Genomic DNA, 17966 nt, shown 5'->3' with positions numbered 1-17966 from the left:
TTTGGTGAGATTATGAATGTCTTAATTTTTGACATTTGGGGAGATTATGGACATTTTAAAAGAATTTATACAACAACAAGCCCTTTAACTTATGACATAATTCCAAAAACTTCAATATATGGCTTGATTGGGGCAATATTGGGATTTAGTAGAGATGAATATTTAAAATACATAAATAAAGAAACTACAAAAATTGCTTTAAAGATAATAAATCCAATAAAGAAGACATATTTTGGATTGAATCTTATTAATACTAAAGATAAATACTTCATTCCAATAAAAAAGAAAGGTCATGAGCCAAGAACACAGATAAGGTTTGAATTATTAAAAAATCCGAAGTACAGGATTTATATTAATATAAATGATGATAAATTATATAATAAACTGAAAGAACTTTTGGAAGAACATAAAACAATTTACACACCATATTTGGGAATTTCAGAATTAATAGCTAATTTTAAATTTATTGGAGAGTTTGAAGTGATAAAACAAAAATCTGATGATTTTATTGAAATCCATTCAGTTATTAGGAGAGATTATATAGAAAAGATAGATTTTAATTTTGAAAGAGAGTATATGTTTGATAAGATTCCTAATGATATAAATGAGGAGAGAATAACAACAGAATATGTTGATATTTTTTATGAGAAAAATGGATATCCTATAAATTGTAAATTAAATTGTGAATACTATCACATTTATAAACTTAATGAAAACATAACCTTTATTTGATAAGGTGTGACATAATGCTTTTATCTCATCCAGGATATCCATTAAAAAACCTCTAATAAATACTAAAGAAAGAGCATTAAAAAAATACAGTCCACCAAAATTAAAATATTTTAATAAAAAAATAATAAGAGAAATTCTAAAAATTATTACTCTATCTCATGACTTTGGAAAATCAACAACTTATTTTCAAAAATACATTAGAGGAGAGAAAGTTAACAATTCTCTAAAAAAACATTCTACAATATCTTTTTTATTAACAAATTATATTATTGGTCAATATCTTAAAACCATTGATATAAATCAATATTATCAACTATTTTCCTTATGTGTTAAAAACCATCATTCTTATTTATCAAATCCAATGCATGATTTGAAAATTGATAAAGATATTTTAAAAAAACAATTCAATGCTTTGGATATCCAATATATAAATGACATTTTAGAAGAGAATAATTTTCCAATAATAGATACAACATTTGATAATATATTAGATGAGTTTTATAAATTGGAGGATATTGCCTATAATTTGATGTATGAAAAGGCAGAGTTAAGATATGAATTTTATTTTTTATATCTATATTTATTCTCCTTGCTAATAAGTTCTGATAAAGAAGATGCTATATTCAGAGGTAAAGAAATTATCACTAATTCAAAAATTCCTAATGGTATTGAAGAATATATTAAAAAAATTCCTAAGAAAAATGAGATAGATTATTTAAGGACAAAGATGTTCTTTGAAGTAGATAAAAAAGTTAGTAAAATTGATTTAAATCATAAGATATATTCTTTAAATGCTCCAACAGGAATGGGAAAGACATTAGCTGTCTTTAATTTTGCATTAAAATTAGCAAATAGGGTAAAAAATGAAAAAGGTATAGAAATGAGAATTATATATTGCCTACCATTTTTAAGTATTATAGACCAAAATTATAAAGTGTTATATGATGTTTTAAGAAAAATTTTTGGAAAAGACGTTTCTTCAGATGTTTTATTAAAGCATCATCATTTAAGTGAGATTTATTATAAGTTAGATGAGAATGTTTTTGAAGAGGAGAAATTTCTACACTTAATAGAAACATGGAATTCAAAAATAATAATAACTACATTTATGCAACTATTTTATACAATCTTTACTAACAAAAATAAAAATTTAAAGAAATTTCAAGCATTGAGTAATTCAATAATTATATTAGATGAGATACAGGCAATTCCTTATGAGTATTGGTATGCAATAAATAAGCTTTTTAAATTTTTGGCAGAGGAATATAATATTTACTTTATTTTATGTACTGCTACATTACCAATGATTTTTGATAATAATATTGAAATTTTAGATAATAAAGAAGAATATTTTAAAAAGATAAATAGGACAAAAATAAAAGTTCATAAAAATGAAATGAATTTGAAGGAATTTATTGATTTAGTTGCTGAAGATATTGAAAAAAATCCAGATAATGATTATCTAATTGTTTTAAACACTATAAGATCTTCAAAAGAGGTTTATAGTGCATTAAAAGAGTTAGTTGATGGAGATTTTTATTATTTATCAACAAGCATATATCCAAAAGAAAGATTGAGAAGAATTGAAAGCATCAATAAAAACAAAAATAGAAAAATTATTGTTTCTACTCAATTAATTGAGGCAGGAGTAGATATTAGTGTAGATATTATTTATAGAGATATTGCTCCTTTAGATTGTATAAATCAAACTGCTGGAAGGTGTAATAGGCATAATGAAGGAAAAAAGGGAATAGTTAATGTTGTTAAATTGGTAGATGAGAATGGTAGAAGGTTTGCTGATTACATTTATGAGAGGCACTTAATAACTAAAACTGAAGAATTATTAAATGAGTTTGAGATTATTGATGAAAAGATGTTTCTAAATTTGAATAACAAATATTTTAAAAAATTAAGTGATTATAAAGATAAATCAAAAGATATTTTAAAAGTTATAGAGAAGTTTGAATATGAAAAAGTTGAGAAAGAATTTAAATTAATTGAAAATATTCCATCTATAGATTTATTTGTTTGTATTGAAGATGAAGCTGAGAAGATTTGGGAAGAATTTGAAAGAATTAATAAAATAAAAGATGCATTTGAAAGAAGGAGAGAGTTTTTAAAAATAAAAAGGGAGTTTTATAGTTATGTTATAAGTGTTCCTGAATATCGTATAAAAGGGAAGGATATCTTATTTGAGAATTTGAGTAAAATAAATGAGAAATACTATGATAAAGAAACTGGTTTTAAGATTATTGAAGATAAAACAATAATATTATAACTATTTTTCATCTTTTTTTCATCTTTATTTGTTTCCATCCTTGTTTTAATGGATGAGCGATTCAAACGACTTGGGACTATCGAAATATTCGAATGCACTAATAACTGTTTCCATACCTTGTTTTAATGGATAAGCGATTCAAACGGGGAGATATTCCCCTACTCTGGAGATGTGCTAAGAGTGTTTCCATCCTTGTTTTAATGGATAAGCGATTCAAACCCAACAATGTTGGCTGAATTACTGCATATGGCTAAAAAGTTTCCATCCTTGTTTTAATGGATAAGCGATTCAAACCCTATGCAACCACTAATTATATTCGCCAAAACTCCTATATAAATCTTTCTTTTTCAACAAGATTTTTCTTACTACCCAATTATTAAAACCTTTATAAAGTTAAGAAAGATTATGCAAATTATTTATAAATATAACGCACAACTGTATTATAAAATTCAAATAATTATAGCTTACCTAACTAAAATAAAAATAAACTAAACATAAAACTATAAAAATAAAAATAAATATCTAAAATAATTAAAAAATCTCAATTTTAATTCGAAAAAATCATTATTACTTTTTCCCGATTTTCTCATACAAATTTTAGCAATAGGGTATATAAAGGCAAGAAAAGTTAATTAGAAAAATTGATATAGTTATTAGAAAAGTTAATTAATATTAGTGTCCCCCGGGGGAGCAAAGAGGGTATCATCGCACGCCAAGGCTCACCCCCGCGGTTTCCCGGGGGTATATTATAAGTTTTAATATCACTTTATATAAGCTTTCCATGATAAGTCAATGTCTATGGCTCCTCCTTGCACATCCCCACTTACCTCTTCCTCTAAAATTCCTTCTATTTCTAAATAAATACTCTTTAACTCTTCTATTTTATCTTTATCAGCTTTCCATAGACCTCTTTGATAAGCTTCTAATAATCTTCTACTAATCTCCTCTAGAGCATATATATTTTTATCTTTAAAAAACTCTCTATTTTCTTTATTTTTAATAAATACATCATATATTTTATCATAAATCCAATTTTCTACATCTTTTGTTGTAGATCCCCAGCCATAAACTCTTGTTATTCTTTTAGCAATATCTCCAGCACCTTTATATCCATGTTTTTTCATATCTTCTATCCATTTTGGATTTAGAAGTTTTGTTATAACCACTCTCTTTATTTCATCTTTTAAATCCCTAACAGCTATATCTTTTCTAGTATCTCCATAATAAGCTTTTATTTTTTTATTTCTTAAAACTCTTACAGCATTAGTTAATCCTCCATGAACTCCAAAATAACAACAACAGCCAAATAAGTCATACTCATCAGAGACAACTTTATTAAATGTAATATCAACAGTTTTTAGTAAATTTTCAAACTCTCTTTTAGCTTTCTTACCATATACCCCATTACCATAAGCATATGAGTTCCAATAAATAAAAGCATCTTTTAAATCTTTTTCATCTTTCCATGCACTTGCATAAACTGCATATTTTACACCATTACCATAAGTCCCTGGTGGAGATGAAAATAATCTTAAAGTAGCTTCTCTAAATGAAAGTCCACTTTTTAATCCATTAATAACATGCTTTTTAACAAAATTTAATTCTAATGGTTCATTTAACTTAGCTACCTTAGTAATAGCTTTATCTAGCAGCTCCATACAGTTTGGAAACATGTCTCTTAATATTCCAGAAACCCTTACTGTTACATCTATTCTGGGTCTTCCAAGTTCCTTTAGTGGAATAATCTCAATATCAATAACTTTATCCCCTTTATAAACTGGCTTAACTCCTAAAAGGTGGAACATCATACCCAAACATTCTCCATCTGCCCACATCACATCAGATGCCATCCAATATAATGCAATATTTTCAGGATAGTTTCCATTTTCTTTAATATATTTTTCTAATAATTTGTTAGCTAAAATCACTCCAACTCTATATGCTGATGGTGTAGGGATTTTATATGGGTCAACAGAATAGAAATTTCTACCTGTGGGTAAAATATGATAATTTCCTTTAGTTATTAATCCAGAAGGTCCAGGTTCAATATATTCAACATCAATAGCTTTTAATAAACTTCCAATCTCATCAGTTTTCTCTATTCTTTCATTAATATCTAATATTTTTTCATCAATATCACATTTTTTCTCTTTACTTTTTAATATTTTAGCTATATATTCTTCATTAACATCATAATCATAACTTATAATAGATTTAATATACTTTACCCTATCTTTTGGTTTTTCACCAAATATATGCATACCACTGTTTCTTTTTGAATTTTTTATTAACTCTAGCATATCTCTAATTTCTTTAAACTTTTCTTTAAAATTCTCATGACTAATGTCAATATTTAACTTTTTCAGCTCCTCCATTATTAAATGCTCTAATTGATGTCTCCTATTACTATCCATATCTTTTAAATATTCATCAACATAACTATACAATCTCTCAAAGTCTTCTCTAACATCAACCATGAGTGTTTGCATATGATCTATAATGACAGCATAACTTCTCCTCTTAGCTATAACTCCTTCAGCAGGATTGTCTGAATTGTAGATGTAGAGATGTGGAATATCTCCAATTGCTATATCAGGGAAACATTTATTAGATAAACCTACATTCTTTCCAGGTAAGAATTCTAATGTTCCATGAGTGCCTACATGAATGATAATGTCAGCAATATCATTAATATATTTATACGTAGCTAGATATTGATGAGTTGGAGGGCAGTAAGGATCATGTAATATCTTACAGACAGCTCCATCACACCTTGCTCCTGCACAGCCTCTTTTTGGTTGAACACAAACATATATATTTCCAAATTTCAAGCCAGTTATAACAATTTTGTTTTTTCCATTAACATCTTTATAAACCATAGAAGGTGGAATATCTTTTCCCTCTAACCCTCCCCAAGTTTCTAAAACTTTTTTTTGGACATCTTTTGGCAGTGTTTTAAAGTATCTCATATATTCTTCCTCATCCATCAAATATAAATAACCTCCCTTAGCAATTATTTCATTAACAGATGTCCATCTAAACTCTGAAATAGCTTTTTTTTCTAATATTAATTTTATTAACTCTTCACCATTTTTGGGAATATTTTCAACATAGTATCCATTTTCTTTTAACTTTCTCATTATCCTTACAACACTTTCTAAACTGTCTAAATGAGCAGCACTACCAATAGTAGCTTCTAAAGAAGCACAAGCATTTTGATGTAAAATAAATACTACTTTCCTATCCTTTTTTGGCTTATATTTTAAATCCATCCATCTTTTAATTCTCCTGACAACTTTCTTTATTCTTTCCTCAATAGGTATTTTATAGTTATTGTCAGTTGTAGCTATTATTATAGGCTCTATTACACCCTCTAATTCTGGAAGTGCTACACTCCAACCAATTTCAGAAGATAGGCCTTCTTCACTATTAAGCCACTCATGATAGCTTTTATTATAACTCATTATTGGATGAAAAATAGGGACATTTAGCTTTTTTAATATTTCAACTCCTGAAATTTTATTTAATTTATCATTCTCTCTAACAGTGTTTAATGGAAATGACATTAAGTTTATTAATCCATCTATTATAGGTTTGCCATCTTTAAAGAAAAATTTTAAAACTATTTCACCAGAGCTCATATCATTTAAATCTGTTTTAGCTCCATAAGAAAAGATAGGAATAATATTAAACTCTTCTTTAAGCTTATCTAACAATAAATTTATGGCCCTCATATCTTCATTAACTAAATAGTGCCTTGAGAATAATACACCAATAGTATATTTTTTATCAAACTCAACATCTTTTAAAAACTCATCTAAACTTTCATATATTTTATTATTATAATAAATTCCATGGAAAGGTAGTTCAATCACATCCCTATCCTCTCCTAAAATATAATATATCATATTTTTAAAGTTTTCAAGACCTCCATAGGTTATAAATAAATAACACTTATAAGCTTTATCTGAAACCCATTCTTCAGGATTTTGAGAAATAACTATAAGATTTTTGTTTTTTATCTTGCTAATATCAATATCATCACTAACAGTTTTGTAAATGAAGATTATGTCATAATTTTCCACTTCTTTTAAAAACTTCTCAAATGGTTCTTTGTTTGAGTATATCTTATATTCAATTTTCCTATCTTTCCTAACTTCATCTAAAGCTCTTTTTAATATATTACAATAAGACGCCCACATATAAAATAGCAATTTCATATTTTCACCATGTAATAAAAATAATTAATTTTAACATATTTTTGTAATAATTTATAAAAATTTTTATTACAATTTAATAATAGGTGATAATATGGAGAAAGAAAAAGAAGTGTTAAAAAAGGTTAGGGAATTTATGATACTTAACTTAGAGATTAAAAAGCTTTTAAAAGAGTTAAATTTTGAGGATATTTATGAGGAATATGAGAGAGTAACAAAGATATTAAGAAAACCAAATATTGAACTTTATAGAAGGCTTTATAATGCTGTTTTAGAATTAGAGTATAATGGTAAGAAGAGAAAAGAGATTCCATGGTTCCCAAGAATAGATTATGACAAGTGTAAAAACTGTAAAAAATGTGTAGAATTTTGCCCTAGAGGAGTTTATGATATTGAAGATGGAAAAGTTAAAGTAAAATATCCTTATAATTGTATAGTTAATTGTAATGCATGTGCAGAAATGTGCTGTGATAACAAAGCCATTATTTTTCCAAATAAAACTATTTAATACTTAAAATTTCTTCATACAATTCATCTAAAGCTTTTATGTAATTAACTTCCCCTCTTTCTATCTTATCCATGACTTCTTCAAGTTGTCTAGTCCTCTCTTCAGAGATTAAGTGTGGATAATTAGAAATAAGATAGTTATAAACCTCTATTCCTAATTTTGTAGGAATTAATTTATTCTTATCTTTACTCTTTATTACATACCTCCTATCCAATAACTTTTTAATTATCTGAGCATATGTTGAAGGTCTTCCTATACCCCTCTCTTTCATAAGTTTAATAACATCTCCTTCATCATATAATGGAACTTTAGGAACTTTTCTTATCTTTTTCTCAAGAACCTTTAACTTATCTTTCTCTATTTTTGGAATCTGTTTTAACTTTAAATTATATATCCTACTCCATCCATCAAATTTTATCTCTATGTAACCCTCTATCTTTTCATCCAAATCTTTAATATATATCTCTTCATAATCAACAACAACATCCTTCATCTGTGAAGCCATAAATCTTCTAAATATCAAATCATAGACCTTTATATGGTTCTTTGTCAATTTTATATTATTCTCTTTTAAAAACTCTATTAACTCTTCAGTATCCATAGGTTTTGTAGGCCTTATACATTCATGAGCCCCTTCCATAAAAAATTCTCTATTTTTAATATAATCCTCCATATTATTTAGCTTTAAATACTCCTTAGCAACCCTCATTCCATCCAAAGAAACTCTTGTTGAAGATGTTCTATGATATGTAGTAAGCCCAAGCTCAAACAACTCTTGAGCTATATTCATAACTTCACTAACACTTAAATTAAATCTTTTTGTAGCTTCTTCTAACAGTGTGTCTGTAGTAAAAGGTGGCTGTGGAGGGATAGATTTTTCATAAATCTTAATATCTACATTAACATAATCTTTGTCAAAATCTTCATCTATAGCTTTTCCAACATATAGATTATACTCTAATTTTAGAGAGAGGTACTTTACCCTCTCCATATATTCATTATATCTCTCTATTATCCAACCTAAAACTGGTGTTTGAACTCTACCTGCAGATAGATAATTTTTTCCAAATACATTCCAAAGTTTTTGGCTAAGTCTAAACCCTATCCATCTATCTTCAATTCTCCTAACAATTTGACTTTTAACTTTATTTTTATCAAGCTCTAATTTTTCTCCTTTTTTATAAGCTTCAACAGCTCTTAATATAGCTCTTTTAGTTATCTCATTAAATCCAATTCTATAAATATTTTTGTTAAAAGGCATGATATTTAATGCTATATCATATCCAATCTTCTCTCCTTCATTATCAATATCTGTAGCTATAAAAACAGCATCAACTTCATCAGCAATCTCCCTAATAATTTTTATATTTTCTTTACTATCCATAAAATTAACTTTTTCTCCTTTATTTAATAACTCTTTAATTAGCTCTTCTATATCTTTCTGATCAGTGTATTGCTCTCCATTTATCTTTTTTATTGAACAATAAATTGGTATGTATAAATTTTTTTCAATTTTTACTCCATAAAAACCTTCTTTTGTTACAAGATCAAATACATGCCCTCCACTAGCAGTTATTATTAAGTTTAAATCCCCTACACAAACTTCATACACATTTCTATTATTTATTTTTCTAACAGAAGGGTTTCCAAAGAAATTAGCTATTGTTCTTGCTTTGTTTGGACTTTCTACAACCATTAAGACAGATTTTAATAAATCAGGTATTTTATTTTCTTTTCTACCCTTTTTTATCTTTTCTCTATCATCATCAATTTTCTTTAATATTTCATCCAAACAAACTTCATCAACACTTTTAAACTCACTTTCATACATGAATAACATATATTTTCTTAAATATTCAAATATTTCTTCATCATCAACTAAAACTACAGAGAGCCCTTTTGTTAAACCGAACTCAGTCATCCTTGAAGTTCTACCTGAAGCTTGTATGTATGTTTTTACATCTGGAAAGAGAATATACAGATCATCTTCTTTTCTAATTGAGAAGTTCTTTATTTTAAGTTTTTCTTTTATTATCTTTTTAATCTCCTTTACATCTTTATTTTTAATGTCTATATCTTCTTTTATCTGTTTCTTTTCTTTTAAATTTTCTATATATTCTTTTAATTTCATTTTAAACTTGGGTATGCCATAAAATATTGTATATCTCACCCTTTCAGGCATATCCAATCCTCTAACCAAAACCCCATAATATGAAGCCACACCAATTAAAACATCTATTTTTTCTTCTTTAAAGTCTTCAAATCCTTTCTTATCTTTTGAATGAATAAGTTTAGCTTTTATATTATTTTTTATTAATAATTCTTCTATTTTCTTAGCTTTTTCAATACCATAATCTAAAGAAACAAATATTAAACCACCAGAACCAAATTTTTTAACATAGTTTAATATCCTATTAAGATCAAAGTTATTATCATAAAGATCCTCAACATCCCTCAACTTATTCATTCCAAAACCCACTTCAAAATCTAATAACTCCCTGTAAAGCTTGACCCTATCTCCATAACTCTTCCCTGTAGCTGATGCTATCACCAAGCATCCATGTTTAATACTCTTAATTTTCTCTTTTAGTTTTTCTCTTTTTTTCATAGCTTCTTCTAACTTACCAATTCTTATTAAATATATAATCTTAGCAGCTTCATTAATTATGTCTTCTGGAAAACCTAATAGCATTAAGGTTCTATCAATGTTTTTAGAGGCCTTTAAAAGAGCATCAACATCATCAACAAAAATAAAATCAAATTTATTTTTTGGCATGTTTTTAGCTAAATAATTGGATGTTGTTATTAATATAGAATATTCTCCCTTTTCTATCTTTTCTTTCATTTCTTTTTTATCTTTATTAGAAAGCTCAGAATGATAGACAGCTACATCTATATTATTATCTAACCCCCTTAATCTCTCATAAGTTTGTTTAACTAGTAATGTTGTAGGTAAAATTATATAGCATTTTTTCCCTTTTTTAGCTAAATATAAGCTCATTAATATTCCAAAAAAGCTTTTTCCTACACCTGTTGGTGCAACAATAGAGAAGCTTTTATTTTTTAATACTCTCTTAGCCCACATCTTCTGTATGCTAAGTAAGGAATATCCTAAACTCTTTGTAAATTTTTCAAATTCTTTAAATTCTTTCCAAATCTTACAATAATAAGAAAGGTCTTTTAGATTTTCTATTTTTTTACAAAGCTCAGTTTTTTCTACTTCTTTGTCCTCCTTTAAACACTTTTTACAAACACCTATCTTTAGCCTCTCACTCTCTATCTCACCATTACAATTAGGACACATCTCTTTAAATATCATGGGGACAACCATAAATATCACTTAAACTTTAAATTTTAATTTATGAACTTAAAAAATAGATAATAAAAACTTTTTGGTTGTATGTTTCTGATAGTCTCAAATATAAAAAAGAAAATATAATATAAAGAATTATTCTATTTTTTCTCCAAATGCAAACCTACTCTTTACAGAAGTTATTTTAATATTTACTTCATCTCCTTTATGTGTTTCTGGAACAAACACTACAAAACCTTCAACTCTTGCTATTCCATCTCCTCCTTTACCCATATCTTCAATTTTTACCTTGTAAGTTTCTCCTTCCTTAACTGGAACTCTTTTACCTTTATCTTTATTATTTTTAAACATCTAATTCACCAAACCTTTATTAACCTCATTGCATTAAGCTCATTATTAAGAGTATAATAACTCATATAAATACCTATGCATGTGCAAATATTTCTATATTTTTACACAACTATAAAATATGTGGGGGATTATGAACACATTTGGAGATATGTTTAGAGTTACAGTGTTTGGAGAGAGCCATGGAAAAGCTGTAGGAGCTGTTATAGATGGATGTCCAGCAAATTTGCCATTGACTGAGGAAGACATCCAAAAAGAGTTAGATAGGAGAAAACCAAAATCTATATTTTCTACACCAAGAAGAGAAGAGGATAAAGTTGAAATCTTATCAGGAATTTTTGAAAATAAAACAACAGGAGCTCCAATATGTGGAATAGTTTATAATAAAAATATTAGACCAAAGGACTATGAAGAAATAAAATATAAACCTCGCCCAGGGCATGCAGATTTAGTTTATAGGTTGAAATATAAAAACTATGATTACAGAGGAGGAGGGAGAGCTAGTGGAAGGGTAACAGTAGGGCATGTTATTGGAGGTGCTGTAGCTAAGAAGTTGTTATCATATACATACAATATAAAAATTATTGGCTATACAGTGAAGATAGGAAAAATTGAGAGTGAATTTAATTATTACAATAATCAGGAAATCTTTAATAATGAAAGTGCTGTTGAAGAATTAATAAATAAGATAGAAAACAATCCATTGAGATGTCCATCTATAAATGAAAAAGAGATGGAAGAATATATTTTAAAAGCTATAGAGGAGAAAGACAGTGTAGGGGGTGTTGTGGAGATTGTTATTTTAAATCTTCCTGTAGGTGTGGGAAATCCAATATTTAACAAATTACATGCTGAACTTGGTAGAGCTCTGTTAAGTATAAATGCTGTTAAAGGTGTGGAGGTAGGAAGGGGATTTAAGTCATCTGAAATGTTTGGTAGTGAGATGAATGATGAGATGTATTTTGATGATGAAAAAAATATTAAATTCTACTCTAACAATTCTGGAGGGGTTTTAGGAGGGATATCAACAGGTCAGCCAGTAGTTTTAAGAATAGCTATAAAGCCTACACCATCAATAGGTAAAAGACAAAGAACAATAAATTTAAAAACCTTAGAAAATGATTATATTGAGATAAAAGGAAGGCATGATCCTATTATTGTCCCTAGAGTCATACCTGTAGCTGAAGCTATGGTTGCTATAACATTGGCTGATCTTATGATAAAGTCGGGATTTATTCATCCTTGCTGCTTATAAATTTCAATCTTTTCTAACAATATTTTTAAATCAGTCTTTTTTGTTATATTATCTTCTTTCTCTAACATTTCCTTAACTTTTTTCTCTAACTCATTAATGTCTTTAGCTTCTTTAATAAGATTTTTAATAAACTCCATATTTGATATATAGGGTAGAACATCATACAAAAGCTCTTCCAAATTAATCACCTTTCTTAGGCTCATATCTATCTTTTATAGCTATTTCCCTTACTAACTTTGTAATCTCCCTTTCTAATCTTTCAGTTCTTTCAAACAGTTTATAAACTAGGTATAATAAGATAGCTAAGGTTGTATAGACAATAGCATCTACTCCCCTCCCTACCCCTAAAATATCTGCTATTTTACTCATTAAATTAGGATTTATTAATAACAATAAGATAATCATCCAAATTATAACCCAAAATACACCTTTTTCTATTGACATATATCTTTTTTTAGTTCTATATAATGTTATTATTAGTGCAAAAATGCAAAATAAAATACCAAAAATTTGTATTAGCAAGAGATCACCTCATTTCTATTTATTATTTAATTACATCAAACTCTATTAATAAACTTCTGTATTATTGTTTTTGAAATTTTTAATAAAAAGGTTTATATATTCTCATTTTAATCCAAAATTATAATGATTAATCATGATAGATTTGTGATAGTATGAAAATGGGAATGGTTGGAGATCTTGTAATACCATCAGTAAAGATGAAAAAAGCCAACATATCTTTTTCAATAAACATTGGTGAAAAAGAGGAACCTAAAGGAAAAACTCCAAAACCTGGTCTATTGACATTAAGAAGTTGGGATTTTAAACTATTAGAGAGATACAAACCCTTCTATATGCCAATCTGTGATTTGTGTTGTCTATGTACATTTGGGAAGTGTGATTTAAGTAAAGGTAAAAGAGGAGCTTGTGGAATTGACATTAGAGCCCAGCAGGCAAGGATAGTATTGTTAGCATGTTGTATTGGAACTGCATGTCATACAGCACATGCTAGACATTTAGTAGATCATTTAATAGAAGAGCTAGGGGAAGATTATGAAATTAATTTAGGTAATGAAATTGATGTTAAAATGCCTATAACAAGGGTAGTTATGGGTTATGAACCAAAGACATTAGGAGATTTAAGAGATGTTATATCATACTGTGAAGAGCAGCTAACTCATGGATTATCAGCAACCCATACTGGGCAAGAGGGTAGTTATTTAGATTTTGAAAGTAAAGCTTTACATATGGGAATGATTGATGATCTTGCTAGGGAAGTTGGGGATATAGCACAGATAATATCTTACAATATGCCAAAAGGGGAAGAAACTGATCTAGCTGATTTAGGCTTTGATGCTATTGATAAGAAAAAACCAGTCATTCTCTGTATAGGCCATAATGTTATTCCTGGAAGTTATATTATAGATTATTTAGAGGAGAAGGATTTAGAGGATGAAATAGAAGTCTGTGGAATCTGTTGTACAGCTATAGATATAAATAGAGTTTCAAATAAAACAAAGATTGTAGGGCCTTTATCAAAGCAAATCATGTTTGTAAGAGCAGGAGTAGCCGATGTTGTTATTGTGGATGAGCAGTGTATTAACACAAATATTCTTACAGAAACTTTAAACACTGGTGCTATATTCATAGCTACAAATGATAAAGCATGTCATGGATTAGAAGATATTTCCCACTTATCTCCTGAAGAAATGGTAGCATATTTATTAAAACATAGAGCAGCTTTAATAACTGATATGGAAAAGCTTGCAGAAGTTGCAGTTGAATTAGCTAAAATTGTAGCTAAAAATAGAAAAAAAGACATTCTTCCAACAGTAAAGGAAATTGTTGAATTAGCTAAACAATGTACTGAATGTGGATGGTGTAATAGAAACTGTCCATGTGCTTTTGAAATAAAAGAAGCTATGATTTTAGCTAAGAAGGGAGATCTAAAGGGATTAGCAGAGATATATAAAAAGTGTTACTCTTGTGGAAGATGTGAGGCTATCTGTGAGAGAAACTTACCAATAGTGAGTATGATAACTAAAGCAGGAATTTATCACTTTACAAATCAGAGATATAAAATAAGAATAGGTAGAGGACCTGTTACAGATGTAGAGATTAGAAAAGTTGGAGCTCCAATAGTTTTTGGAGATATTCCTGGAGTTGTAGGATTTGCTGGATGTTCAGCACTACCTAATGGAGAGGAAGAAGTGGCTTTAATGGCTAAAGAATTGTTAGAGAGAAAGTATATAGTTGTTGCTACTGGATGTTCTGCAATGGCTATAGCAATGTGGAAAGATAAAGATGGAAAAACACTTTATGAAAAATATCCATCTGAGTTTAAGGCTGGGGGTTTATTGAATTTAGGCCCTTGCTTAGCAAATGCCCACATAAGTGGAGCAGCAATAAAAATAGCCAATATCTTTGCTAAAAAACCATTAGAAGGTAATTATGAAGAAATAGCTGATTATATATTAAACAAAGTAGGGGCTGTTGGAGTAGCTTGGGGAGCAATGAGTCAGAAGGCTGCGGCTATAGCTACTGGATTTAACAGATGGGGAATTCCTGTTATTATAGGACCTCATGGGGCTAAGTATAGAAGATTGTATCTAAGTGATGGTAATAGATTCAAAGTTAGAGATAAGAATACAAAGGAAATATTAGAAATTGACCCCTGCCCAGAACATTTAGCTATAACTGCTGAAAATTATAAAGAAGCTCTCTGTCTAATACCAAAACTTTGTATGAGACCAAATGATACTCCAAAAGGTAGAGCTAATAAGATTTACCACTATGTCACTATGTATGAAAAATACTTTAACAGAATGCCACCTGACTTGGAAAAATTTGTAAGAACTGAGCAAGATATCCCATTTATGCTGAAGGATAAAATAAAAGAGTATTTAGATGAGAAAAATTGGAAACCATTAGAGAAATATCCTAAAGAGCCAACATTACTCTGGTGATATCTTATGGATAGATTTACACCTTATATTATTACTGCTGGGAGTAATACAAATCATGCTGAGGTTATTTCACCTTCAGCATTAAAGATGATGATTAAAAGGGCTAGATCCCCTATTTTAATTTTAGGAGAAAAGTGTGAAAGAGAAATTATAGATAGACTTATTGAAACTTATAAACTTAAAGTGATAAAAACCCCTGAAGAGATGAACTTAATGATTGTTATGAAATATCTTACACAGAGTGAGCATGATCTTGCTATATTTGTGGGAATAACATATTATTATTTAGCCCAAGCTTTAATGCATTTAAAACATTTCTCTAATTTAGTAACTGTTTCTATAGATAGGTATTATCAGCCTAATGCCCATTACTCTTTTCCAAATTTGGATGAAAAGGAATATTTGGATTATTTAAATAGATTAATAGAGTGATAGTATGAACCCAAAGATCATAGTTATCAATCCTGAAAAATGTTCTAAGTGTAATGATTGTGTCAATGTGTGTAGGGAGATTCATGGAATTAGTAGAGTAAGGAAGTATAATAATGTTCCAATGTTTTGCATGCAATGTGAAAAAGCTCCCTGTAAAGAAGTTTGTCCAGTTGGGGCTATTTATCTAAAAGAAAATATTCCAATTGTTAATAAGGAGAAGTGTATTGGTTGTGGTATGTGTGTTATTGCTTGCCCTATAGGGGCTATATTTATAGAAGATAAGGTAGCTCATAAATGTACTCTCTGTTTAGACACAGATAGAGTCTCTCCAGCATGTGTAGAAGCCTGTAAAGATAGGGCATTAATTCTTGTAACTGATGAAACACTTGAACTGTATAAAGAGGAGAGAAGGAAGAAAATATTGGATGTGTTAAAACAGGAGTAGGTGGTAGGATATGTTTGAAAACATTCCTGTATCAGTAGGGCCTATGAATGAAGGGGAGAGAATAAGGAAACCAGATATGTATGTTGAATTAGCAGGGCCAAAAAGTTATGGATTTGAACTTGTTAAAGTAGATGAAGCTGAAGATAAAATTGAAGTTATAGGTAAAGATTTAGATGAAATGGAAGAAGGGTCTATTAATCCATTTGCTATAATTATTAAAGTCAAAGGAAAAAAAATAGAAGAAGATCTTGAAGGAGTTTTGGAGAGAAGGGTACATGAGTTTTTAAATTATATTGAAGGAGTCATGCATCTAAATCAGAGAGATCAAATTTGGATAAGAATTAGTAAAGATGCTTATAAAAAAGGGCTGAGATTAAAGCATATAGCTGAAGTGGTTCAAAAGCTCTTTAAAGCTGAGTTTCCATTTATAGAAAAATGTGATGTAATTATTATAACAGATCCTGATAAAGTTAAAGAGGAATTAGAAAAGGCTAGAGAAATATATAATAAGAGAGATGAAAGAATAAAATCACTAAGAGATGAAGATGTGGATGTTTTCTATGGATGTATAATGTGTCAGAGCTTTGCTCCTACTCATGTCTGTGTAATCTCTCCTGAAAGACCTGCACTCTGTGGGGGAATAAATTATCTTGATGCAAGAGCTGCTGCAAAGATTGATCCAAACGGCCCAATATTTGAAATTAAAAAAGGAAAATGTTTAGATGAAAAGTTAGGAGTTTATGAAGGAGTTAATGAGGTAGTTAAAGAAAAATCTCAAGGAGCTATAGAGAGAGTTTCTTTATATTCAGCTTTAGTGGATCCTTGTACATCTTGTGGATGTTTTGAAGCTGTTGTATTCTACATTCCAGAAGTTGATGGGTTTGGTATAGCTCATAGAGCATTTAAAGGAGAAACTCCTTTAGGAATTCCTTTTTCAACATTAGCTGGTCAGTGTAGTGGAGGAAAGCAAGTTCCAGGATTTGTTGGAGTTTCTATAGCATATATGAAATCAAGAAAGTTTTTACAAGGAGATGGTGGATGGGAAAGAGTAGTTTGGTTACCAAAAGAGTTAAAAGAAAGATTAAAGGAAGATATTCCTAAGGATCTTTTTGATAAAATAGCTACAGATGAAATAACAAATGTAGAAGAATTAAAAAAATTCTTAAAAGAAAAAGATCACCCTGTTGTTAAGAGATGGGTTGAAGAAAGTGAGGTTGTAGAGGTAGAGGAGGAAACAGAAGAAGAAAAACCAGATTTAGAAGCTCCTGTAATTAATCTTCCTGGGGAATTTTTAGGGCTGCCATCTGGCATTAGAATTGAGCTCTATAATGCTATAATAAAAGCTGAAAAAATAGTAATATATAAAGAAAATGGTAAGAAAAAATAATTTTTTTATTTTATTATAATTTTCATTTGTAAATTTAAATTTATAGATATAACATTTATTAAAATAAACTTAACTACTCTTATAA

13 protein-coding genes are annotated in these 17966 nt (G+C 28.7%); 8 read left to right on the top strand and 5 right to left on the bottom strand.

The window, feature by feature from the left end; genetic code table 11:
* Positions 1-12 precede the first annotated feature (12 nt).
* The gene (gene cas5b, locus METVI_RS0101635; RefSeq protein ID WP_017980957.1) at positions 13-732 is read left to right on the top strand and encodes a type I-B CRISPR-associated protein Cas5b; all 720 of its coding nucleotides are present in this window, start codon (positions 13-15) and stop codon (positions 730-732) included.
* Positions 733-754: 22 nt separating this feature from the next.
* Positions 755-3010, top strand: a complete 2256-nt coding sequence (locus METVI_RS0101630; protein WP_026152853.1) for a CRISPR-associated helicase/endonuclease Cas3 — start codon at positions 755-757, stop codon at positions 3008-3010.
* A 761-nt stretch (positions 3011-3771) separates the two neighbouring features.
* Here METVI_RS0101630 and cobN read toward each other — a convergent pair.
* Complete coding sequence (gene cobN / locus METVI_RS0101625) at positions 3772-7230, bottom strand: cobaltochelatase subunit CobN (RefSeq protein ID WP_017980955.1); 3459 nt, start codon at positions 7228-7230, stop codon at positions 3772-3774.
* A gap of 91 nt (positions 7231-7321) precedes the next feature.
* Here cobN and METVI_RS0101620 point away from each other — a divergent pair, with 91 nt between their 5' ends.
* Positions 7322-7735: a 4Fe-4S dicluster domain-containing protein gene (locus tag METVI_RS0101620; protein ID WP_004590019.1), complete on the top strand. Its 414-nt coding sequence runs from the start codon at positions 7322-7324 to the stop codon at positions 7733-7735.
* Here METVI_RS0101620 and rgy read toward each other — a convergent pair.
* The gene (gene rgy / locus METVI_RS0101615) at positions 7728-11066 is read right to left on the bottom strand and encodes a reverse gyrase (RefSeq protein WP_017980954.1); all 3339 of its coding nucleotides are present in this window, start codon (positions 11064-11066) and stop codon (positions 7728-7730) included. The genes METVI_RS0101620 and rgy overlap by 8 nt on opposite strands.
* A gap of 117 nt (positions 11067-11183) precedes the next feature.
* Positions 11184-11399, bottom strand: a complete 216-nt coding sequence (locus METVI_RS0101610) for a TRAM domain-containing protein (protein ID WP_004590898.1) — start codon at positions 11397-11399, stop codon at positions 11184-11186.
* 130 nt (positions 11400-11529) lie between these two features.
* On the opposite strand from METVI_RS0101610, the gene aroC reads away from it, so the two are divergent.
* Positions 11530-12651, top strand: coding sequence for a chorismate synthase (gene aroC, locus METVI_RS0101605; RefSeq protein ID WP_004590897.1), 1122 nt, complete (start codon positions 11530-11532; stop codon positions 12649-12651).
* Here the strand turns inward: aroC and METVI_RS0101600 are convergent.
* Together METVI_RS0101600 and METVI_RS0101595 are read right to left on the bottom strand one after the other, a co-directional pair.
* Positions 12633-12854 carry a hypothetical protein gene (locus METVI_RS0101600; protein WP_026152852.1) on the bottom strand — a complete coding sequence of 74 codons (222 nt, stop codon included), beginning with the start codon at positions 12852-12854 and terminating at the stop codon, positions 12633-12635. The two genes, aroC and METVI_RS0101600, sit on opposite strands and share 19 nt — an antisense overlap.
* Positions 12832-13173, bottom strand: a complete 342-nt coding sequence (locus METVI_RS0101595) for a DUF2304 domain-containing protein (RefSeq protein ID WP_004590895.1) — start codon at positions 13171-13173, stop codon at positions 12832-12834. Before METVI_RS0101595 ends, METVI_RS0101600 begins: the two co-directional genes overlap by 23 nt.
* A gap of 152 nt (positions 13174-13325) precedes the next feature.
* Here METVI_RS0101595 and cdhA point away from each other — a divergent pair, with 152 nt between their 5' ends.
* The 4 genes from cdhA to cdhC are packed head-to-tail and all read left to right on the top strand — an operon-like array spanning position 13326 to position 17881.
* The gene (gene cdhA / locus METVI_RS0101590; RefSeq protein ID WP_017980953.1) at positions 13326-15617 is read left to right on the top strand and encodes a CO dehydrogenase/acetyl-CoA synthase complex subunit alpha; all 2292 of its coding nucleotides are present in this window, start codon (positions 13326-13328) and stop codon (positions 15615-15617) included.
* A gap of 6 nt (positions 15618-15623) precedes the next feature.
* A complete protein-coding gene (cdhB, locus tag METVI_RS0101585) occupies positions 15624-16049 on the top strand; it encodes a CO dehydrogenase/acetyl-CoA synthase complex subunit epsilon (protein WP_004590893.1) in 426 nt (141 codons plus the stop codon).
* Between the two features lie 4 nt (positions 16050-16053).
* Entirely contained in the window at positions 16054-16494 is a 441-nt protein-coding gene (locus METVI_RS0101580; RefSeq protein ID WP_004590891.1) for a 4Fe-4S dicluster domain-containing protein, read from the top strand.
* Positions 16495-16504: 10 nt separating this feature from the next.
* Positions 16505-17881 (top strand): CO dehydrogenase/CO-methylating acetyl-CoA synthase complex subunit beta, encoded by a 1377-nt coding sequence (cdhC, locus tag METVI_RS0101575; RefSeq protein WP_004590889.1) that lies wholly within the window; start codon positions 16505-16507, stop codon positions 17879-17881.
* The last annotated feature ends 85 nt before the right edge of the window (positions 17882-17966 follow it).

It is taken from the genome of Methanocaldococcus villosus KIN24-T80 (assembly GCF_000371805.1).
Classification (GTDB): Archaea; AGJL01; Methanococci; order Methanococcales; family Methanocaldococcaceae; genus Methanocaldococcus; species Methanocaldococcus villosus.
The sequence above is the reverse complement of the archived record's forward strand: the minus strand, read 5'-3'. Positions and strand labels throughout refer to the sequence as shown.